Source organism: Stenotrophomonas aracearum, assembly GCF_031834615.1.
GTDB classification, from domain to species: Bacteria; Pseudomonadota; Gammaproteobacteria; order Xanthomonadales; family Xanthomonadaceae; genus Stenotrophomonas; species Stenotrophomonas aracearum.
Window position 1 is genome coordinate 1,213,894 of sequence record NZ_CP115543.1, and the last position, 20,545, is coordinate 1,234,438.

Consider the following 20,545-nt stretch of genomic DNA (forward strand, 5'->3'; position numbering starts at 1 on the left):
ATGGTGGTCAGCCGCGGTGTGGCTGTATCTACAACTTGTTTCAACGCCCGCAAAGTGTGACTGGGTCGGATGGTGTTAAGAAGTGTTTATGTGCAGGGGTGCAACACCCGTGTCACTTCACCCCGTGCATCATCCGCTTCAACAACGGCGACCCCGCCAGTGCCACGGCGGCGCAGCCCAGTCCGATCCACATCAGCAGCCAGAACAGGTGCTCGTAGCTGGCGGCGGCGCTGGCGATGTTCATGGTTTCGCCTTCGGGCACCTCGATCGCGGCGAGCTTGCCGAACAGCGCGGCCAGCGTTTCGGAGAACGCGGTGGCCAGGAACCAGGTGCCCATCATCAGGCTCACCACGCGCGGCGCGGCCAGCTGGGTGACCGCCGACAGGCCGACCGGGGACAGGCACATCTCGCCGATCTCCAGCACCAGGTAGGCCAGCACCAGCCACCACACACTGGCCATCTGCCCGGTCGCGCCGACCTGCTGCGCGGCCAGTGCCAGCGGAATGAAGGACAGCGCACCGAACACCAGGCCCAGCGACGATTTGACCGGCTTGGAGGGATCCAGCCGACGCTTGTCCAGCCACGCCCAGAGCGCGGCGAACAGCGGTGCCAGCACCACCAGGAACAGGCCGCCCAGGTAGGTCAGCGAACCGGCGGTCTGCGGAATCACCAGGCAGTCGCGGATCAGCATCACCAGCATCAACGCGACGATGGCGATGAACAGGTTGCGCGGCGCGGTCGAGCCGGGGTTGCGCTCGGACAGGCGTGCGGCCGCCACGAAGCCAAGCGGGGCCAGCAGCAGCGAGGCGATCGACCACGGCAGCGGCGTGCCGCCCTGGATCACCAGTGCGGGCACCAGGTCCTTGGTCAGCATGCGGTCGGTGAAGGTCACCCAGGAACCGTAGGTCTGCTCGTACAGGGTGAAGAACACCAGCGCCATGAAGATCAGGGCCATCAGCGCGATCATCTGCTGGCGCTGCACCGGGGTGCAGCGGGTGCCGGTGAACCAGGCGAACCAGACCAGCACCGCGCCGAGCACGACGATCATCAGCATCAGCGCCAGGCTGATTTCGCCACCGAGGGCGAAGGCGCCGTTGGCCGCCGCCCACATCAGGGCGGCCACCGGCACCACGCCGAGCACGGCGGCAACGTAGATCAGCCATTCGCGGCGCAGGCCGAACACCGGCTGGCGCAGCGCCACCGGGTCGGTGGGTTCGGCGTGGCCCTGCAGGTACTTCTGGCCCCACAGGAACATCACCAGGCCGACCACCATGCCGATGCCGGCCGCGCCGAAACCGTACTTCCAGCCATAGGCTTCGCCGAGGAAGCCGCACACCAGCGAGGCGAACAGCGCACCGAGGTTGATGCCGGCGTAGAACAGCGAGAAGCCGGAATCGCGGCGCGGATCGTTTTCGGGATAGAGCTTGCCGACGATGGTGGAAATGTTCGGCTTGAGGAAGCCCACGCCCATGATGATCAACGCCAGCGAGAGGTAGGTCACCCCGAGCGCGGCGTTGTCGCGTACCACTTCGCCGTTGATGCGCGTGGCGGCGTGGCCTTCGAAGGCCATGCCCAGGTGGCCCAGCACCAGCAGCACGCCACCGAACACCACGGCCTTGCGCATGCCCAGCCAACGGTCGGCGAGCAGGCCGCCGAACACCGGAATGCAGTAGACCAGGCCGCCGTAGGCGCCGAGCAGGTCAAGCCCGGCCTTGTCGCCGAACAGGTGGTACTTGGTCAGGTACAGCAGCAGCAGCGCCTTCATGCCGTAGAAGGAGAAGCGCTCCCACATTTCGGTGAAGAAGCAGACGTAGACGCCTTTCGGGTGACCGAGGAAATCGTCGGAAGCAGGCTGGGCAGTGGTGGTCATCGGGCCGAAGGCGACAAAACAGGGCGCGATTATCACCGTTCGGACCGCGCGCAGCCACGCCAGTGATATAACATTACAAGTCGCCTTGCCCGTCCCGGCGACCGACCTTGCCGATCACGGCGGATCGGGCATGCCATTCGGCACGGGTTGCCTTGTTTTGGCTTGAACGCTAGGTTTGACAGGATTTTTTGCCAACAGGGGCATCCATGAACAACAACGACGCTGCGCCCAAACAGCTCACGCTCCGCGCGGTGGTGCTGGCCATCGTGCTGGCGGTGATCCTGTCGGCGGCCAACGCCTACCTGGGTCTGTTCGCCGGCCTGACCATCGCCACCGCGATCCCGGCGGCGGTGATTTCGATGGGGGTGCTGCGCCTGCTCGGCGGCGGCACGATCCTGGAGAACAACATCGTGCAGACCGGCGCCTCGGCCGGTTCGTCGATCGCTGCCGGCGTGATCTTCACGATCCCGGCGCTGGTCATCATGGGCTATTGGCCGGACTTCAAGTACTGGTGGGTGCTCGGCATCGCCGGCCTGGGTGGCCTGCTCGGCGTGCTGTTCTCGGTGCCGCTGCGACGTTCGATGATCGTCGAAGACCCGCTGCCGTTCCCGGAAGGCAAGGCCGCGGCCGAAGTGCTCAAGGCCGGTGAGAACCCGGGCCCGGGCCTGAAGATCCTCGGCCTGTCGGCGGTGATCGGCGCGGTGGTGAAGGTGGCGGCTGCAAGCGGCATGCGCCTGATCCCGGACGCCTGGGCGACCTCGGCGTACGTGGGCAGCTCCAAGGTCACCGCCTTCATCGGCACCAACCTGTCGCCGGCGCTGCTGGGCGTGGGCTACATCGTCGGCCTGAACGTCGGCATCGTGGTGGTGTCCGGCTCGATCCTGACCTGGCACATCGCCATTCCGCTGTACCAGGCGTTTTTCCTCGACACCGATCCCGGCCTGGCCGCATCGATCGCCACCGCCTCGTCCACCGACGCGGCGTTCGCCATCTGGAGCGCGAAGATGCGCTACCTGGGCGTGGGCGCGATGCTGATCGGCGGTATCTGGACCCTGATCTCGCTGCGCAAGTCGCTGCTCAATGGCGTCAAGAGCGGTTTCGCCGCGGCTCGCAAGAGCGGTGGCCCGGTCGTGGCGCACACCGAGCGCGACCTGCCGATGAAGTGGATGCTGGTGGCGCTGGTGGTGTTCACCCTGCCGCTGCTGGCGCTGTACCAGGCCATCGTCGGCCAGTGGCACGTCTCGATCCCGATGACCATCATCATGATCGTGGCCGGCTTCCTGTTCGTCTCGGTCTCGGCCTACCTGGCCGGCCTGATCGGCTCGTCCAACAACCCGGTCTCGGGCATCACCATCTCCACCATCCTGTTCGCCTCGGCGGTGCTGGTGGTGCTGCTGGGCAAGAGCGGCCTGACCCCGGTCGGCATCGGCGGTGCCCCGCTGGGCGCGGTGGCGGCGATCATGATCGGCGCGGTGGTGTGCTGCGCCGCAGCAGTGGGTGGCGACAACCTGCAGGACCTCAAGGCCGGCTACATCGTCGGTGCCACCCCGTGGAAGCAGCAGCTGATGCTGGGCATCGGCGCGTTCTCGTGCGCGCTGATCATGGCCCCGGTGCTGAACCTGCTGGCCACCGCCTACGGCATCGGTGCGCCGACCGCCGAGCATCCCAACGCGCTGGCGGCCCCGCAGGCCAACCTGATGGCCTCGGTGGCCAAGGGCCTGTTCGGCGGCCAGCTGCCGTGGGACTTCATCGCCATCGGTGCGGGCATCGGTGCGGCCATCATCGCCTTCGACAGCTGGCTGAAGGCGCGTGGTTCGCGCTTCCGCGTGCCGGTGCTGGCCGCGGCCATCGGTATCTACCTGCCGCTGGAACTGATGGTGCCGATCTTCCTCGGCGGCCTGATCTCCTACCTGGTCGAGCGCTTCCACAAGGTGCGTGCCGACGACGAAGAAGGCCGCGACCGCGTGCACAAGCCGGGCGTGCTGTTCGCCGCCGGCCTGATCACCGGTGAGGCGCTGATGGGCATCGCCATTGCGATCCCGATCGTGGCCAGTGGCCGCGCCGACGTGCTGGCGGTGCCGTTCAGCCTGCCGGCCGCGCAGTGGATCGGCCTGGCCGTGCTGTTCCTGGTGGGCTGGCTGATCTACCGGACCGGCAAGAAAGCCCATTCGGTCTGATCCGGCCGCTGATTGAACTCGACAAACCCCGCTCCGGCGGGGTTTGTTTTACCCATGACGTGTGGCCTTTGCACCGAGGGCATTTGCGACATTACCATCGGCGTTTTGCCGTTCCGCGGAGAACCCGATGAAGCTTCGTTACGCCCTGTTGCCGTTGTGCCTGCTGACCGCGCTGCCGTCGCTGGCTGCGACGCGTGGCCTGGATGTGCGCGACATGATCGCGCTGGATCGGGTTTCGGCCCCGCTGCTGACCGCCGATGGCGGCAACGTGGTGTTCGCCAAGCGCGTGCTCGGCAGCGACAGCAAGGCGAGCACCGGCCTGTTCATCCGCAACCTGCGTACCCGCGATGCCGCGCCGCCGAAGCCGCTCACCCCGGCCGGCTGGAACGTCAATTCGGCCGCGCTCTCGGCCGACGGCCAGACCGTGTACTTCCTCAGCGCCAAGGGCGGCAGCCAGCAGTTGTACGCGATGCCGCTGGCCGGCGGAGCGCCGCGCCAGCTGACCGACTTCGCGGTGGACGTGGACAGCTACCAGATCTCGCCGCAGGGCGACCGCGTGGCGTTCAGCGCCGGCGTGTTCCAGGACTGCGGTTCGGACCTGGCCTGCACCAGCAAGAAGCTCGACGCACACAAGGCGCGCAAGAACACCGGCGAGGTGTTCGACAGCCTGTTCGTGCGCCATTGGGACACCTGGAACGACGGCCGCCGCAACACCCTGTTCGTGGCCCCGCTGCCGACCGGCAAGGCGGCCGCAGTGAAGGGCGCTTCGGCGATCAGCGCCACCCTGGCCGGCGATGCGCCGTCCAAGCCGTTCGGTGGCAATGACGATTTCACCTGGGCACCGGACGGCAAGTCCGTGGTGGCCAGCATCCGCGTAGCCGGCCGCGAAGAGGCCTGGTCGACCAACTTCGACCTGTACCGCCTGGACGCCGACGGCAAGCAGGCGCCGGTCAACCTGACCGCCGCCAACCCGGCCTGGGATGCCGGCCCGGTGTTCAGTGCCGACGGCAACACCCTGTACTACCGCGCCATGAAGCGCCCGGGCTTCGAAGCCGACCGCTTCGGCGTGATGGCAATGGATCTGGCCTCGGGCAAGACCCGCGAAATTGCGCCGGGCTGGGACCGTTCGGCCGGCGAAGTGGTGCTGTCCGAAGATGGCAAGAGCTTCTACACCGCGGCCGATGACCTCGGCGAACACCGCCTGTTCAACATCGACATCGCGACCGGCAAGCCCACCGTGGTGGCCGAGGGCGGCAGCATCGGTTCGCCGGTGATCGCCGGTGGCACGCTGGCGTACACGAAGAACAGCCTCAAGAGCGGCGACCAGATCGTGGTGGCCGGCGTCGACGGCAGCAGCCCGCGCGAGATCACTCCGAGCGCGAGCCAGATGCTGCCGGACGTGGCCTTCGGCGACTACGAGCAGTTCCAGTTCAAGGGCTGGAACAACGAAACCGTGCACGGTTACGTGGTCAAGCCGTACAACTACCAGGAAGGCAAGCGCTATCCGGTGGCGTTCCTGATCCACGGTGGCCCGCAGGGCAGCTTCGGCAACGGCTGGAGCTACCGCTGGAACCCGCAGACCTACGCGGGCCAGGGCTACGCCGTGGTGATGATCGATTTCCACGGGTCCACCGGTTACGGCCAGGCGTTCACCGACGCGATCAGCCAGCACTGGGGCGACCGCCCGCTGGAAGACCTGCAGAAGGGCTGGGCGGCTGCGCAGAAGCAGTACCCGTTCCTCAACGGCGACAAGGCCTGTGCGCTGGGCGCCAGCTACGGCGGCTTCATGGTCAACTGGATCGCCGGCAACTGGAACGAGCCGTGGAAGTGCCTGGTCAACCATGACGGCGTGTTCGACCAGCGCATGATGGGTTACGCCACCGAAGAGCTGTGGTTCACCGAGTGGGAGCAGGGCGGCACGCCGTTCGCCAAGCCGGAGAACTACGAGCGCTTCAACCCGGTCAACCACGTGGCCGACTGGAAGAAGCCGATCCTGATCATCCACGGCCAGCTCGACTTCCGCATTCCGGTCGAACAGGGCCTGGGTGCGTTCACCGCCGCGCAGCGCCAGGGCATCGAATCGAAGTTCCTGTACTTCCCGGACGAGAACCATTGGGTGCTGAAGCCGCAGAACAGCGTGCAGTGGCATGACACGGTGAACGGCTGGTTGAAGCAGCACATCGGCAACTGATTCTTCGGCGCATCAAACCGTAGCGCCGGCCGCTGGCCGGCTCCACGCGATATCGGGAGCCGGCCAGCGGCCGGCACTACGATCCGTTGCACCCATCGAGAACCCCCTGCATGCCCCTGATCCAGAACGACATCGTCGTCTTCGGTTTGATCGCCGCTACCCTGGGCGCCGTGTTCTGGACCGCCTCGCGCGAGCAGGGGCTGTGGAAGCGTTTCTATACCTTCGTGCCGGCGCTGCTGCTGTGCTACATGATTCCCGGCGTCTACAACACGATCGGGTTGATCGACGGGCAGAACACCCGCCTGTACAACCCGGTCGCGCGTGACATCCTGCTGCCCGCCGCGCTGGTGCTGTTGACCCTGGCGGTGGACATCAAGGGCATCCTGCGGCTGGGCCCGAAGCTGATCGTGATGTACCTGGGCGCATCGTTCAGCATCATGCTGGGCGCGGTGGTGGCCTTCATGCTGATGAAGTGGGTGCATCCGGAAACCGTGGCCGGTGATACCTGGTCGGGCATGGCGGCGCTGGCCGGCAGCTGGATCGGCGGTGGCGCCAACATGCTGGCGATGCGCGAAGTGTTCGACGTCAACGCCACCACCTTCGGCCAGTTCGCGGTGGTGGACGTGGGCGTGGGCTATGTGTGGATGGCGGTGCTGATCTTCCTGGCCGGGCGCGCGGCGACGATCGATGCGCGCACCGGGGCCGATACCTCGGCGATCGACGAACTGAAGCTGCGCATCGAGAAGTTCCAGGCCGAGCACGAGCGGGTGGCCAGCCTGACCGACCTGATGCTGATCGTGGCGGTGGCGTTCGGCACCGTGGGGCTGTCGCATGCGATTGCCGGGCCGGTCTCGGCCTGGTTCAAGGGCCATGTGGCGTGGGCGCCGCAGTTCAGCCTGGACGCGCCGTTCGTCTGGGTGGTGGTGATCTCCACCACCTGCGGCCTGGCGTTGAGCTTCACCAAGGCGCGCAACCTGGAAGGGGCAGGCGCTTCGAAGCTGGGTTCGTTGCTGCTGTATTTCCTGATCGCCTGCATCGGCATGCAGATGGACCTGCTGGCGCTGCTGCAACGCCCGTGGCTGTTCGCGCTGGGGCTGATCTGGATCGCGGTGCATATCGCGCTGCTGCTGGCACTGGCAATGGCGTTGAAGGTGCCGTTCTTCTATTTTGCGATTGGTTCGCAGTCGAACATTGGTGGGCCCGCGTCGGCACCGGTGGTGGCGGCCGCGTTCCATCCGTCGCTGGCGCCGGTGGGTGTGCTGCTGGGGACGATGGGGTATGCGACGGGCACGTACCTGGCGTACATCGTGGGGATTACGTTGAGGGCCTTGGCCGGGGCGGGGTGATTACGCGCCCAACAGCCCGCGTTCAACCAACCACGCCCTGGCATCTTCGGCATCCTGCTCGAACCACGCCTGCGTCGACCCCAACCGATACGTGTATCCCCACGCATCCATGTCGGCCATCAACTGCGTGCTGCCCACGCCGGGCAACTGTCCGGCCAGCACGATCTGCAGGTAGCAGGTGGCGTCTTCTTCCGGAACCGAATCGGTCGCATCGGTGTGCACCAGCGCACGCCGCTCCGGCGGCAGCACGATCAGGTGGCAGGCTTCGTGCAGCATCGAGTGCACGGGGGTGTCATTACGCACGTACACGTCGCTGGCGATGATGCCTGCTTCAGGCTCGCCCCAGTAACTCCCGGGAATCGGTGCGCCATCGGCCACGCGGTGCAGCCGCAGCGCGTGCCGGTCCAGCAACGCCACGGCGTCGTTGAAATCGATGTCGCCCACGCGGGTGACCTGCGGTTCTGCTTCGGCGGTGGCGGTCATGGCGTGTGCGTCGTGCGCCCCTTCCCGGCCGGGAAGGGGCCTTGAGATGAATTACTGCTGCGGGCCTTCCGGCAACGCCACCGAAATGTCCAGTACGTCGTGCTCACCGTCCTTGACCAGGTCCACCTTGACCGCGTCGGCGTCGATGTTCACGTACTTCTTGATCACTTCCAGCAGCTCGCGCTGCAGCAGCGGCAGGTAATCCGGGCCGCCGCGGTGGCTGCGTTCCTGCGCGATGATGATCTGCAGGCGGTTCTTGGCCGTTTCGGCGGTGGTCTTCTTGGTCTTGAGGAAATCGAACAGGCCCATGCTTACCCTCCGAACAGCTTGCTGAAGAAGCCCTTCTTCTCCACCGAGGTGAAGCGCATCGGGCGCTCTTCGCCGAGGATGCGGGCAACCGCATCGCCGTAAGCCTGGCCAGCGGCCGATTCCGGATCCAGGATCACCGGCTCGCCCTTGTTGGAGGCGTTCAGCACGTCGCCCGATTCGGGGATCACGCCGATTGCCTTCAGCCCGAGCACTTCTTCCACGTCGGCAATGCTGAGCATCTCGCCGGTTTCCACGCGGGCCGGGCTGTACCGGGTCAGCAGCAGGAAGGCCGGCACGTTCTGGCCGGATTCGGCCTTGTGGGTCTTCGAGTCGAGCAGGCCGATGATGCGGTCCGAGTCGCGCACCGAAGACACTTCCGGGTTCACCACCACCACCGCGCGGTCGGCGAAGTACATCGCCAGGAAGGCGCCCTTCTCGATGCCGGCCGGCGAGTCGCAGATGATGTAGTCGAAGCCGTCGGCGGCCAGGTCCTTGAGCACCTTGCCCACGCCTTCCTGGGTCAGCGCGTCCTTGTCGCGGGTCTGCGAGGCAGCCAGCACGTACAGGTTGTCGAAGCGCTTGTCCTTGATCAGGGCCTGCTTGAGGGTGGCTTCGCCGTGCACGACATTGACGAAGTCGTACACCACGCGGCGCTCGCAGCCCATGATCAGGTCGAGGTTGCGCAGGCCGACGTCGAAGTCGATCACCGCCACCTTCTTGCCCTGTTTGGCCAGGCCGCAGGCCAGGCTTGCGCTGGAAGTGGTCTTGCCGACGCCGCCCTTGCCGGAGGTGACTACGATGATTTCAGCCAAAGGACTTCTCCTGATGATTCTGTTGGGTTGCTGCGTCAGTCCAGCGCAGCGATCTTGATCTGGTCCTGTTCCAGCCAGACCTGCACGGCCTTGCCGCGCAGGGTGTCCGGGACATCGTCCAGTACCTTGTAATGGCCGGCAATGGCGACCAGTTCAGCGTGGAAGTCACGGCAGAAAATACGCGCCGTGGTATTGCCCTGGGCACCTGCCAGGGCGCGGCCCCGCAGCGTACCGTAAATATGGATGCTGCCGTCGGCAATCACCTCGGCACCGGCGCCAACCGTGGCCATCACGGTCAGGTCGCAGTTCTCGGCGTACAGCTGCTGGCCCGAGCGGACGTTGCTGGTCTGCATGCGGCCGGGTTGCGGCGCACCGCCCGTGGCGGCCGGCGTGGCCGGGGCCGGGGCGGGCTCAGCGGCGCGCGGGCGGCGGGCCGGTTCCGGGGCCGGCGCAACCGCCGCCACCGCCGGCTCGGCCTCGGCGCGCTCGTACTGGGCGCGGAACTTGGCCAGCAGCGGCAGGCCCAGCTGCTGCGAAAGCAGGTCGGTTTCGTTGCTGCCGTAGGCCAGTGCCACCGGCAGCACGCCGGCGCTGCGCAGGCCATCGAGCAGGGCCTGCGCGGTGGCCACGTCGGGCATCTGGCTCAGCCCGCCGAAGTCCAGGATCACCGCGGCGCGGCCGAACAGCTTCGGCGCGCGGGCCACGCGGTCGTGCATTTCACGGGTGAGGCGTTCCACATCGAGCGTGCGGATGCGCAGGTTGGCGATACCCACCTGGCCGATCTTCAGCTCGCCGGCCTGTTCAAAATCCATGTTTGCCGCCACTTCAGGTCCCCGTCGGTCGAGGCGCGCGCTGCAGCTCGCGACGGTGGCCCACCCAGGGCACGTCGGGCAGCGCATCGCCGTAGGTGTCGTGCACCCATTGGTAACTGCACAGGTCCTTGAGCAGCATGCTGGCGCGCACGTCCACGTGCGGCATGTTGTTCTGGCCGACCTCGCGGAAGCCGAAGCTGCCATGGAACAGCAGCGCCGCGTCGGCGCCATGGTCCAGGAACACTTCGCAGGTCAGCTGCGGGTAGCGCAGTTCGGCAAAGCTCTGGGCATCGGCATAGAACGCCCGGCCCACGCCGCCGCCGCGGCGGCGGCTGGCCACCACGATGCGGTCGATATAGAAGAATTTGCGGGTCAGGTGCTGCTTGAACCAGGCGAAGTTGCTGCTGTCGTGCTGGCTGTCGCTGCCGAAGCCGATCAGGAAGCCGGCCAGGTTGCCGTCGCGCTCGGCGACGCGGAAATACTCAGCGGTATCGAAAAACAGGCGCAGCCGGGCGGCATCCAGCGGAAGGATGGCCAGGCCGGCGTTGTTGTTCAGGGCCAGGACGGAATCGAGCTCGTGCTCGCGCACGTCGCGGATGACAATCGACATTGTGACTCCGTGGGGTAACGCGGTTGGCCCCTCGCGGGACCCTGCCGCCGATTATTACATGGGTGGCCGGGCAGGGCACAGGCCGGGCATGACTTCTGCCGGGGTGCAGCGGCACAGGTTCAGCCTAAGATGCCCCCATGTTGGGATACCTCAGCCAAACCCGAGTACTGCGACTGGCCGGCCTGTTTACCTGGGTCATGCTGGGCCTGCCGCTGGTCTATTCCCAGTACGAAGCGCTGGTCCGGCGCGGCGGTGGCATGGACCTGCCGACCGCGCTGCTGTTCGTGGCCTACTTCGCGTTCGGTGGCGGCTACCTGTGGCTGACCCGTGGCCTGCGCGACGGCGGCGGCCATTCGGCCTGGTACGACCGCGCCATCCTGGTCCTGCTGACCATTTCGGCCCTGGCAGTGAGCTTCCTGAGCGGCTCGGGGCTGGGCAGCATCCTGATGATGGTCGCGGCCGGGGTCATTCCGTGGATGCTGCCGGCCCGGTTCGGGGTGATCTGGCTGCTGGTCAGCCAGCTGGCGGTGGCCCCGGTGTACTACCTGTTCCTGCCGTTCTCGCTGTTTGAGGCGGTCATGCAGTCGTTGCTGTATGGCGGCTTCTCCATGTTCATCTTCGTGACCAGCCTGGTCGCCCGCCAGCAGACCGACGCCCGCGAGGAGCAGCGCCGGCTCAACACCGAGTTGCGTGCCACCCGCGTGCTGCTGGCCGAAAGCGCTCGGGTCAATGAGCGCACCCGCATTTCCCGCGAGCTGCACGACCTGCTCGGCCACCACCTGACCGCGCTGAGCCTGAACCTGGAAGTGGCCGGGCACATCACCGAGGGCCAGGCCCAGGAACACGTGCACCAGGCCCATACCCTGGCCAAGCTGCTGCTCACCGACGTGCGCGAGGCGGTCAGCCAGCTCCGCGACAGCGGCGCCATCGACCTGGCCGCGGCGCTGCGCCCGCTGACCGAGCAGGTGCCCTCGCTGGACATCCATCTGGACATCGAAGAGCCGCTCAGCGTGGAAGACCCCGAGCAGGCCCACGTGCTGCTGCGCTGCACCCAGGAGATCATCACCAACGCGGTGCGCCATGCCCGCGCGCGCAACCTGTGGATCCAGGTGCAGCGCGAACCGCCTGGCCAGGTGGTGGTGCATGCGCACGACGACGGGGTCGGCGCCGACGGCATCGTGATCGGCAACGGCTTGCGCGGGATGCGCGAACGCCTGCAACAATGCGGCGGTGAGCTGCAGATCGAAACCCACCGGGGTCAGGGCTTCCGCCTGCGCGCCTCGGTCCCCGGCGTGCCAGTGCTGATGCTGGGTGCCATCCTGGAAGGAGTGCGTTGATGATTCGCGTCTGCCTGGTCGACGACCAAACCCTGGTGCGGCAGGGGATCCGCTCGCTGCTGGCACTGGACGACGGGATCGAGGTGGTGGCCGAGGCGGCCGATGGACGCCAGGCCGTCGACCTCATCCCCACGGTCCGTCCGGACGTGGTGCTGATGGACATGCGCATGCCGGTGATGTCCGGCCTGGAAGCGCTGCAGCACCTGTCGCGCACCGGCCAGCTGCCGCCGACCATCATCCTGACCACCTTCGACGACGACCAGCTGGTGCTGGCCGGGCTCAAGGCCGGGGCCAAGGGCTACCTGCTCAAGGACGTGACCCTGGAGCAGCTGGTGGGCGCCATCCGCACCGTGGCCGACGGCGGCTCGCTGGTGCAGCCGGCGGTCACCCAGCGCCTGCTGTCCGGCCTGGAGCACATGCGCAACGAGTTCGTGAGCCTGGACCGGCCCGACCCGCTGACCGACCGCGAGACCGAGATCCTGCGCCTGATGGCCAGCGGTTTCTCCAACAAGGAGATCGCCAACTCGCTGGGCGTGGCCGAGGGCACCATCAAGAACCATGTCTCCAACATCCTGTCCAAGCTGGGCGTGCGCGACCGTACCCGCGCGGTGCTGAAGGCATTCGAACTGCAGCTGGTGTGAAGGCCTACGAATATTGAAAATGAACGCCAGTTGAAAGCCTTGCTGGGCAAGGCCTGTGGCCGACGCGGGCGGCCCATTTGCCGATACCGGCAAATAAATATCGCGCGGGGCCACGTGCGGGCCCACCTGATGCGCTATCTTTCCGCTCCTTGCCTCAAAAAACCGCTCCCGGTATGGAAACCGGTGCGCCAATCCTGATCCATAACACCCGCGAAGCCTGCTAGGATTGGCGCTTCGCTTCAATCAACCCGGCCGTGGGATCGGCCCCGGAGACTCCTGAATGACCCGTATTATCGAGTTCCTGATCGCCTTGGGGATCGTGGCTGGCCTGTTCGTCATCATTGGCGTTGTGCTGCCGGGCGAGCGTCACATCACTGAAAGCATCGAGACCAACCGCAAGATGACGATCGTGTATGACACGGTCAACAGCCTGCGCCGCTTCAAGGACTGGAACCCGCTCGTGCTGCGCGATCCCGCCGTTGAACTGAAGCTCTCCGGCCCCGCTGCCGGCGTCGGTGCCCGTCTGGACTTCAACTCCAAGGAGCCGTCGCTGGGCCAGGGCAGCTGGGAGATCACCGAGTCCGAGCCGAACAAGCGCGTGGCCATTGCCATCGATGACGCCACCAAGGGTCACGACAAGAAGACCAGCTTCACCCTCGAGCCGACCGGCAAGGGTGGCCGCAACGTCAAGATCACCCAGGACTACAGCGTCAAGTACGGCTTCAACCTGTTTGGTCGTTACGCGGGCCTGTACGTCAGCCGTCACGTCGGTGACGACCTGAAGCTGGGTCTGTCGCGCATGGCCAACATGCTGGCCACCGTGCCGAACATCGACTACCGCACCGCCGAAGCCCCGCTGACCGACCTGGCCATCATCGATGCCCCGGCCGAAGACCTGCTGGTGGTCACCGCCGGTAACGTCGATCGTGGCGAAGGCACGATCACCAAGTCGATCAAGGACAACCAGGAGTGGATCAAGCGCGTGATGGAGGCCAATGACCTCGAAGCCGCCGGTCCGTTCCGCATCATCACCACCGACTTCGGTCAGGAAAAGTACGCCTTCGACGTGGCCCAGCCGGTCAAGAAGAAGGGTACCGAAGGCGCTTCGGCTGAAGCCCTGACGGTGAAGATCGACGGTGGCGCCCCGGTCAAGTACGTGCACGTCGCACCGCACCGCACCGCGCATGCGAAGTACACCGGCCACATGGCTGGCCTGGATATCGCCCGCAACGCCCTGCGTGCCTGGGCCGTGACCGGTGGCAACGAAGTGATCGACCGTCCGTACGAGTCCTGGAACGCAGGCGTTGAGAAGTCCTTCACGCCGGAAGCGACCTACGACATCTACTGGGCCGTCAAGTAATCCGACGGTTGCCGTGATGTAACGCAGAACAGAAAACGCGCCGCTTCCTGCGGCGCGTTTTTTTTTGGAGGATGCAGCATGCTCAACCTGGAACGACGCGCGCGTAAACCTTCGCTGCTGGCCTGCCTTGGCGGCTTGCTGGCGGCCACTGCGGTAGGCCTCTCGGCCTATGCATCGCACGGCATCGCCGAGCCGTTGGCGCAGTCGCACGTGAACACTGCCGCGCTGTTCGCGTTCGGCCACGGCGTGGCCCTGGCGGTGCTTGGTCCGACCCAGCAGAACGCGGTCGGCAAGCTGGCGCTGTACGTGTTGCTGCTGGGCACGCTGCTGTTCTCCGGCAGCCTGGTGGCCGGCGCGCTGTGGAAGCTCAGCACCGGGCTGGCCCCGGTCGGCGGGACCGCGCTGATGCTGGGCTGGGCGGTGTACGGCTTCAACGCACTGAGGCGCTGAGATGCCGCGCTTCCGCCGTGGGTTCGACGTGGACGAGGCGCACGACTGGCTCTCACGGCGCGACCGTCGGCTGGGCACGTGGATGAAGCGCCTGGGCCCGATCGAGCCACCGCCGGGCTGGGCGCGCAGTTTCGACCCGGTGGACGCGTTGGCCCGCGCGATCCTGTTCCAGCAGCTCAGCGGCAAGGCCGCATCGACGATTGTAAGACGGGTGGAAACGGCGATCGGCAGCACCCGCCTGCACGCGGACACGCTGTCGCGCATCGACGATGCCGGCCTGCGCACCTGCGGCGTGTCCGGCAACAAGGCGCTGGCCTTGCGCGACCTGGCCCGGCGTGAAGCCGCAGGCGAAGTACCGGACCTGCGCCGGATGTCGGTGATGGAGCACGACGCCATCGTAGAAGCGCTGGTGCCGATCCGCGGCATCGGCCGTTGGACGGTGGAGATGATGCTGATGTTCCGCCTCGGCCGGCCGGACATCCTGCCGATCGACGATCTCGGCATCCGCAAGGGCGCCCAGCGCGTGGACAAGGCCGAGGTGATGCTGACGCCGAAGGAACTGGCGCTGCGCGGCGAGAAGTGGGGGCCGTTCCGGACCTACGCCAGCCTGTACCTGTGGCGGATTGCCGATTTCAGCGAAGTGCCGAAGACGGCGACGAACCGGTCGCAGGATTGATCGGCTGCGGTGACGGTCCGCGCAGCCACGCAGGGCGGGGCTCTACCGGGGTGACGCGCATTGTCGGGGTGCAGCCGTACCGGTCTCCGGAGGGTAGAGCCACGCCCTGCGTGGCTGGTCACCGGCGCCAGCACCAATGCCAGGGCTCGTAGACAATCCCATGCGGATTGCCGCGCGGATAACTCATCTGGAACCCATGCGTCCCGGCATGCTGCTGCAACCACGCAAACGCCGGCGTCGCCTCGAAACTCTCCTCGGCAGGCGGTTCACCGGGTGCACTGATGTCCAGCGCCCGCCCGCTGTGATGTTCGCTGTAACCCGGCGCGGCGTTGACCTGCAGGATGTCCGCCACGTCAAGGCCGCGCGTACGCTTCCGTTCGAAAATGCCCAGCTGGTAATCATGGCTGCGATAGCCGGAGATCGCTTCCAGTACCACGCCTTCGCGCGCGGCATGCTGCTGCATGCGCTGCCAGCCCTGCGCCGCACCCTGCTGCAGCCAGAGCGGTCGGCGATAGCGATCGAAGCCGGCGAGTGACAGTCGCGCAGGCTCGGCTTCCAGCACCAGCCCGGTGTCGTCTTCATAACGCTCCGCGTCGATGCCCAGTTCCTCCAGCCGCGCCTGCAGTCCGCTCAGTGGCAGCAGGTCATCGGTCGCGTGGGCGCGATGCGCGCCACCCAGGGCCTCATCAAGGGCGTCCAGCGCCTCCTCGATGCCCGGCTCGCGCATCAGGTGCGGCACCAGCGGCAGCAGCCCGTGCGCGGTGGCGGCGGCCAGGTACTGGCCGTCGCGCTTGCGCCGCAGCACCCAGCGGGCCCTGGCCAGCGCCCGCGCGTCGGCGTTGCTGCGCGCGCGCAGCAGGCCACCGGGCCACAGTTCGACGTCAGTGGTGTTGATCAGCAGGGCAGGGTATCGGCGCATGCGCCCAGCTTAGCGCGTGGCCTGCGCGTTCAGCGCATCCAGCAGCGCACGCGGGTTTTCCGGGCTCAGCAGCAACGCGCTGCCGTCGCGCAGCGGCAGGTGCAGCACCCGGCTGGCGTCGGTGACCAGGCAGAACACCTTCTTCCCGCCACTGCGGTAATGGCCGGACTGGAAGCCGGGCATGCCGAAGCCGTTGATCTTGATGCCGGGCTTGAACTCGGCGTGCTCGGCCAGGTCCACGATGCGGGCCCGGTCCAGCTGCAGTGCCGACACCGCCGTGCGCCGCCGGTAGAAGGTGGAGGTCACCACCAGTTCGGTGCCCTGCAGTTCGATCCTGCGGCGGAAGAACGCCCAGGTAAGCACGCCGCTGACCAGCAGCAGGAACGGCAGGGTGATCGCCAGATCCATCGGGGTGCGCTGTGCGGACTGCAGCGTGGTCGCCACGATCATCACCGCTACGCCCAGCATGGGCAGCCACAGCCAGAGCAGGCGCCAGACCGGGGCGGGGGCGACTGCGAATTCCCTGCGGGTGTCCGGGTGGGCGTTCATGCCTGTTCCTTGATCCACGCGGCGACATCGTCGATCAACGTCGGCGACACCGTACCGGCAGCGCGGTATTCCTCCAGAGAACCGGGGCCTTCGCCGGCGATGCCCAGGTGGTTCAACGCCGGGTAGCGGTGGAAGCGCGCCTTCCGCCCTTCCGGCAGGCCCTGCGTCCAACGCTGCCAGTCAGCGTCCACCACCTGGAAGTCGCGCCCGCCCTGCAGCAGCAGGATCGGCTGCTTCAGCTTCCGTGCGTCGGCAACCGGGTCCACCGCGTCGAACGCGCGCCAATAGCTGGCCGGCTGGCCGAGCGGCAGTTCGCTCGCGGCCACGACGGCGGTGCTGCGTGCGGCGGTGATCTGTGCGTCCAGGCGATCCAGCGCGGCCTGCTCGTCGGCGCTGATGCGGCCGTCCTGGTTGAACAGGTAGCGGTTCTGTTCGGGCAATAGGGTCAGCAGCGAGCGTGCCGGTGCCGACCACAGCACCACGCCAGCCACCTTGCCCGAGCGCGCGGCAATGCGCGGGGCGAGCATGCCGCCCTGGCTGTGGCCCATGACGTATATCTGCTTCGGGTCGATGCCCGGCGTCTTGGCCAGTAGGGCGACGGCGGCGACTGCGTCGTCGGTGGTTTCATCGTCCATGGTGTAGTCGCCGCTGAAATCCTGCGGCCGGGCGTGGGTGCGCTTTTCATAGCGCAGCACCGCGATGCCCTGCGCGGCCAGGCCACGCGCCACGTCCAGGAACGGGCGGTTGGCGCCGATGGTTTCATTGCGGTCCTGCGGACCCGAGCCGTGCACCAGCACCACGGCGCGGAACGGGCCTGCGCCGTTGGGCAGCGCCAGGGTGGCCGGCAGCGGCCCCTTGCCGGCCACGATCTGCAGCTCGCGCTCGGTGTAGGTGGCTGCGGCAGGCGGCGGCGGTGGCGGGGACGCTGCGGCTGCTGCCGGTTGCAGGAACAGGCCTGCGACGCGCCCCTGGGCATCTACGGCGATGGTGGCATTGACCGCGCCGTTGCCGAACTGCAGCGGTTGCTGGACGACCTGCATGCCCTGCTGCTCGACCACGCGCGCCGCGCCGCGGCTGCGCAGCCCGCCGAGCGACTGCCACAGCGCCTGCAGCGACGCGGCGGGTGCGGCCTTGGCCATTTCCGGCGTGAACATGGCTTCGGCAGCGGCCATGTCACCGGCGTCCAGCCGGTCCAGCAGCTGGCTGGCGGTCTGCTGGGGCGTGGCAGCGCTTGCCGCCACTGCGACCGACGCCAGCATCCACGCGACCAGGTGCCTGCTCCAGGTGCGCATCTCAGCTCTCCTTCTTGAAGAACAGCAACGCCACGCCCATCGGGGTGCCCTGCAGTACGTTCACCAGCTCCCAGCCGAGTTGGCCCTGGCGGTTCATTTCGGCCTGCAGGTCTTCAGGCTTCAAACCGGTCCACGAGGGCTTCACTTCCACGGTCAGGTACGTCCAGCGCTTGCTCATTCCTTGCTCTCCGGATCAGGTGCGGGTTTGGGAAGGCGTCCAGCCTTGCGCAGTGCGTCGCGCAGCACGTACTCGATCTGCGCGTTGAGGCTGCGCAGCTCGTCGTCGGCCCAGCGCTGCGCCGCCGCCAGCACGTCGGCATTGATACGCAGCGGGTAGGCTTTCTTCTCACTCATGCTCAGTACAACGAACCGGCGTTGACGATCGGCTGGGTGCCGCGGTCGGAGCACAGCACGGTGAGCAGGTTGCCGACCATCTGCGCCTTGCGCTCTTCGTCCAGCTGCACGACGTTGTTCTTCTGCAGTTCGGACAGGGCCATTTCGACCATGCCGACCGCGCCGGCTACGATGCGGGTGCGTGCGGCGATCACGGCGTTGGCCTGCTGGCGCTGCAGCATGGCCTGGGCGATTTCCGGAGCGTAGGCGAGGTGGCTGATGCGGGCGTCGAGTACCTGCACGCCGGCGTCGGCCAGGCGTTCGGCCAGTTCGTCCTTCAGGTGCTGGGAGATCTCGGCGGCATGGCTGCGCAGCGAGAGCTGGCCTTCTTCATGCTGGTCGTACGGGTAGCTGGTGGCCATCGCGCGCAGCGCCGATTCGGACTGTATGTGCACGAAGCTTTCGTAGTCGTCGACGTTGTAGACCGCTTCGGAGGCGTCCACGACCTGCCAGACGATGACGGCGGCGATCTCGATCGGGCTGCCATCCAGTTCGTTGACCTTGAGCTTGCCGCTTTCGAAGTTGCGCACGCGCTGGCTGACCTTCTTCTTGCTGAAGAAGGGGTTGTTCCAGCGCAGGCCGTTGTCCTTGACGGTGCCGACGTACTTGCCGAACAGGCTGAGCACGGCGGCCTGGTTGGGCTGGACGGTGTAGAGGCCGGTCAGGCTGAACAGGGCTGCCAGGCCGAGCAGCAGGCCGCCGACGATCAACAGCGGGTTGACGTTGCCGCGCTCCACCCCTGAGAAGAACAACCATGCAGCCACCGCCAACAGGGCCAGGACGGCCAGCAGGAAGGGCAGGCCGGAGAGCGAGCGGACAGGCTTTTCTTTCATGGCGGGGCATCCTTTGCGGGTGGTTTTGGATAGTGATATCAGATTGATATCACATCTGCAACCGGCAAGATCCTACAATGCGTTCCCGCCCCCGATGTCCGGAACGCACCATGATTACCCTCGGCACCCCGCTGTCCCCCTCCGCCACCCGTGTCCTGCTGCTGGGCTCGGGCGAACTGGGCAAGGAGGTCGCCATCGAGCTGCAGCGGCTGGGGGTGGAGGTGATCGCGGCGGACCGGTACGAGAACGCGCCGGCGATGCAGGTGGCGCACCGGTCGCATGTGATCGACATGCTGGATGCGATGGCGCTGCGGGCGCTGATCGCGGCGGAGAAGCCGCACCTGATCGTGCCGGAGATCGAGGCGATCCATACCGAGACGCTGGTGCAGCTGGAGCAGGAAACCGGGCAGCGGGTGGTGCCGACGGCGCGCGCGGCGCGGCTGACGATGGACCGCGAGGGCATCCGGCGGCTGGCGGCGGAGACGCTGGGTTTGCCGACCTCGCCGTACCGGTTCGTGGATACGGAGGCGGAGTACCGGGCGGCGGTGGCGGCGATCGGGCTGCCGTGCGTGGTGAAGCCGGTGATGTCGTCGTCGGGCAAGGGTCAGAGCACGCTGCGCGGCGAGGACGATATCGCGGCGGCGTGGGAGTACGCGCAGACCGGCGGTCGGGCGGGTGCGGGGCGCTGCATCGTGGAGGGGTTCATCGATTTCGATTACGAGATCACGCTGCTGACGGTGCGGCATGCGGGCGGGACGTCGTTCTGTGCGCCGATCGGGCATTGGCAGAAGGACGGGGACTATCGGGAGAGCTGGCAGCCGCAGCCGATGTCGCGGGCGGCGCTGGCGCGTGCGGAGGAGATTTCGCGGGCGATCACCGACGACCTGGGCGGTTGGGGGTTGTTCGGGGTGGAGTTGTTCGTGAAGGGCGACGAGGTGTGGTTCAGCGAGGTGTCGCCGCGCCCGCACGACACGGGGCTGGTGACGCTGGCGTCGCAGGAGCTGAGCGAATTCGCGCTGCATGCGCGGGCGATCCTGGGCCTGCCGATTCCGCTGATCCGCCAGAGCGGTCCGTCGGCGTCGTGCGCGATGCTGGCGCACGGCGAGGGCGTGCCGGTATTCGGCAACGTGGAGGCCGCATTGGTGCATCCGGACACGGCGTTGCGCCTGTTCGGGAAGCCGAGCGTGCATGGGCATCGGCGCGTCGGGGTTACGTTGGCGCGCGGCGCTGATGTTGACGAAGCGCGGAAGATTGCGCGTGAGGCGGCTGAGGCTATTTCGATCGAGTTGCGCGCCTAAAGCGTTGGCGTTTCTGTTGTTACGTGCTGGGGCGACCGTCGGGCAGCCCCGCTCCGAGACACGCCGTGAACCCGTCCATGGGGGCTGCTAGAAAACATCCATGTTTTCTAGCGTCTCTCCGGGGGCTACCCGCCGGTCGCCCCCGATGGAATGCGTGTTGCGGATGGAAACGGCGGCCGACCGAATG

21 protein-coding genes are annotated in these 20,545 nt (G+C 66.9%); 9 read left to right on the forward strand and 12 right to left on the reverse strand.

Annotation, left to right across the window (positions count from 1 at the left end; translation table 11 throughout):
• Nucleotides 1-112 precede the first annotated feature (112 nt).
• Nucleotides 113-1,870 carry a peptide MFS transporter gene (locus tag PDM28_RS05670; RefSeq protein ID WP_311184115.1) on the reverse strand — a complete coding sequence of 586 codons (1,758 nt, stop codon included), beginning with the start codon at nucleotides 1,868-1,870 and terminating at the stop codon, nucleotides 113-115.
• Between the two features lie 206 nt (nucleotides 1,871-2,076).
• On the opposite strand from PDM28_RS05670, the gene PDM28_RS05675 reads away from it, so the two are divergent.
• From PDM28_RS05675 to PDM28_RS05685, 3 genes are all read left to right on the forward strand, one after another.
• Entirely contained in the window at nucleotides 2,077-4,047 is a 1,971-nt protein-coding gene (locus PDM28_RS05675) for an OPT family oligopeptide transporter (RefSeq protein ID WP_102944056.1), read from the forward strand.
• A 127-nt stretch (nucleotides 4,048-4,174) separates the two neighbouring features.
• On the forward strand, nucleotides 4,175-6,238 hold the full coding sequence (locus tag PDM28_RS05680; protein WP_311184116.1) for a prolyl oligopeptidase family serine peptidase: 2,064 nt from the start codon (nucleotides 4,175-4,177) through the stop codon (nucleotides 6,236-6,238).
• A 110-nt stretch (nucleotides 6,239-6,348) separates the two neighbouring features.
• Nucleotides 6,349-7,584 carry a DUF819 family protein gene (locus tag PDM28_RS05685; protein WP_311184117.1) on the forward strand — a complete coding sequence of 412 codons (1,236 nt, stop codon included), beginning with the start codon at nucleotides 6,349-6,351 and terminating at the stop codon, nucleotides 7,582-7,584.
• Here PDM28_RS05685 and PDM28_RS05690 read toward each other — a convergent pair whose 3' ends face one another.
• From PDM28_RS05690 to PDM28_RS05710, 5 genes are read right to left on the reverse strand one after another with little or no spacing between them, the layout of a single operon-like run.
• A complete protein-coding gene (locus PDM28_RS05690; RefSeq protein ID WP_311184118.1) occupies nucleotides 7,585-8,067 on the reverse strand; it encodes a hypothetical protein in 483 nt (160 codons plus the stop codon).
• A gap of 51 nt (nucleotides 8,068-8,118) precedes the next feature.
• On the reverse strand, nucleotides 8,119-8,376 hold the full coding sequence (gene minE / locus PDM28_RS05695; RefSeq protein WP_070206828.1) for a cell division topological specificity factor MinE: 258 nt from the start codon (nucleotides 8,374-8,376) through the stop codon (nucleotides 8,119-8,121).
• Nucleotides 8,377-8,378: 2 nt separating this feature from the next.
• Entirely contained in the window at nucleotides 8,379-9,188 is an 810-nt protein-coding gene (minD, locus tag PDM28_RS05700) for a septum site-determining protein MinD (RefSeq protein ID WP_102944052.1), read from the reverse strand.
• Between the two features lie 35 nt (nucleotides 9,189-9,223).
• Entirely contained in the window at nucleotides 9,224-10,000 is a 777-nt protein-coding gene (gene minC / locus PDM28_RS05705) for a septum site-determining protein MinC (RefSeq protein WP_102944255.1), read from the reverse strand.
• Between the two features lie 13 nt (nucleotides 10,001-10,013).
• Nucleotides 10,014-10,610 carry a GNAT family N-acetyltransferase gene (locus PDM28_RS05710; protein ID WP_311184119.1) on the reverse strand — a complete coding sequence of 199 codons (597 nt, stop codon included), beginning with the start codon at nucleotides 10,608-10,610 and terminating at the stop codon, nucleotides 10,014-10,016.
• A gap of 137 nt (nucleotides 10,611-10,747) precedes the next feature.
• Between PDM28_RS05710 and PDM28_RS05715 the strand changes: the two genes are divergently transcribed.
• From PDM28_RS05715 to PDM28_RS05735, 5 genes are all read left to right on the forward strand, one after another.
• A complete protein-coding gene (locus tag PDM28_RS05715) occupies nucleotides 10,748-11,947 on the forward strand; it encodes a sensor histidine kinase (protein ID WP_102944050.1) in 1,200 nt (399 codons plus the stop codon).
• Nucleotides 11,947-12,588, forward strand: coding sequence for a response regulator (locus PDM28_RS05720; RefSeq protein ID WP_102944049.1), 642 nt, complete (start codon nucleotides 11,947-11,949; stop codon nucleotides 12,586-12,588). Before PDM28_RS05715 ends, PDM28_RS05720 begins: the two co-directional genes overlap by 1 nt.
• A gap of 280 nt (nucleotides 12,589-12,868) precedes the next feature.
• The gene (locus PDM28_RS05725) at nucleotides 12,869-13,948 is read left to right on the forward strand and encodes a polyketide cyclase (protein ID WP_102944048.1); all 1,080 of its coding nucleotides are present in this window, start codon (nucleotides 12,869-12,871) and stop codon (nucleotides 13,946-13,948) included.
• Nucleotides 13,949-14,026: 78 nt separating this feature from the next.
• Nucleotides 14,027-14,398: a DUF423 domain-containing protein gene (locus tag PDM28_RS05730; protein WP_070206835.1), complete on the forward strand. Its 372-nt coding sequence runs from the start codon at nucleotides 14,027-14,029 to the stop codon at nucleotides 14,396-14,398.
• Between the two features lies 1 nt (nucleotide 14,399).
• Entirely contained in the window at nucleotides 14,400-15,074 is a 675-nt protein-coding gene (locus tag PDM28_RS05735) for a DNA-3-methyladenine glycosylase family protein (RefSeq protein WP_311184121.1), read from the forward strand.
• 118 nt (nucleotides 15,075-15,192) lie between these two features.
• On the opposite strand, the gene PDM28_RS05740 is transcribed toward PDM28_RS05735, so the two are convergent.
• Genes PDM28_RS05740 through PDM28_RS05765 form a run of 6 tightly spaced genes read right to left on the reverse strand, consistent with a single transcriptional unit; the run spans nucleotide 15,193 to nucleotide 19,060 of the window.
• A complete protein-coding gene (locus PDM28_RS05740; protein ID WP_311184123.1) occupies nucleotides 15,193-15,993 on the reverse strand; it encodes a M15 family metallopeptidase in 801 nt (266 codons plus the stop codon).
• A gap of 9 nt (nucleotides 15,994-16,002) precedes the next feature.
• Nucleotides 16,003-16,542: a PH domain-containing protein gene (locus tag PDM28_RS05745; protein ID WP_311184124.1), complete on the reverse strand. Its 540-nt coding sequence runs from the start codon at nucleotides 16,540-16,542 to the stop codon at nucleotides 16,003-16,005.
• Nucleotides 16,539-17,834: an alpha/beta hydrolase gene (locus tag PDM28_RS05750; RefSeq protein ID WP_311184125.1), complete on the reverse strand. Its 1,296-nt coding sequence runs from the start codon at nucleotides 17,832-17,834 to the stop codon at nucleotides 16,539-16,541. Before PDM28_RS05750 ends, PDM28_RS05745 begins: the two co-directional genes overlap by 4 nt.
• Before the next feature lies 1 nt (nucleotide 17,835).
• Complete coding sequence (locus PDM28_RS05755) at nucleotides 17,836-18,012, reverse strand: DUF4177 domain-containing protein (protein WP_102944044.1); 177 nt, start codon at nucleotides 18,010-18,012, stop codon at nucleotides 17,836-17,838.
• Complete coding sequence (locus PDM28_RS05760; protein ID WP_070206839.1) at nucleotides 18,009-18,188, reverse strand: type II toxin-antitoxin system antitoxin; 180 nt, start codon at nucleotides 18,186-18,188, stop codon at nucleotides 18,009-18,011. The genes PDM28_RS05755 and PDM28_RS05760 overlap by 4 nt, the downstream gene beginning before the upstream one ends.
• A 2-nt stretch (nucleotides 18,189-18,190) precedes the next feature.
• Nucleotides 18,191-19,060, reverse strand: coding sequence for an SPFH domain-containing protein (locus PDM28_RS05765; protein WP_102944043.1), 870 nt, complete (start codon nucleotides 19,058-19,060; stop codon nucleotides 18,191-18,193).
• A gap of 110 nt (nucleotides 19,061-19,170) precedes the next feature.
• Here PDM28_RS05765 and purT point away from each other — a divergent pair, with 110 nt between their 5' ends.
• The gene (gene purT, locus PDM28_RS05770) at nucleotides 19,171-20,358 is read left to right on the forward strand and encodes a formate-dependent phosphoribosylglycinamide formyltransferase (protein WP_311184126.1); all 1,188 of its coding nucleotides are present in this window, start codon (nucleotides 19,171-19,173) and stop codon (nucleotides 20,356-20,358) included.
• Nucleotides 20,359-20,545: the final 187 nt, after the last annotated feature.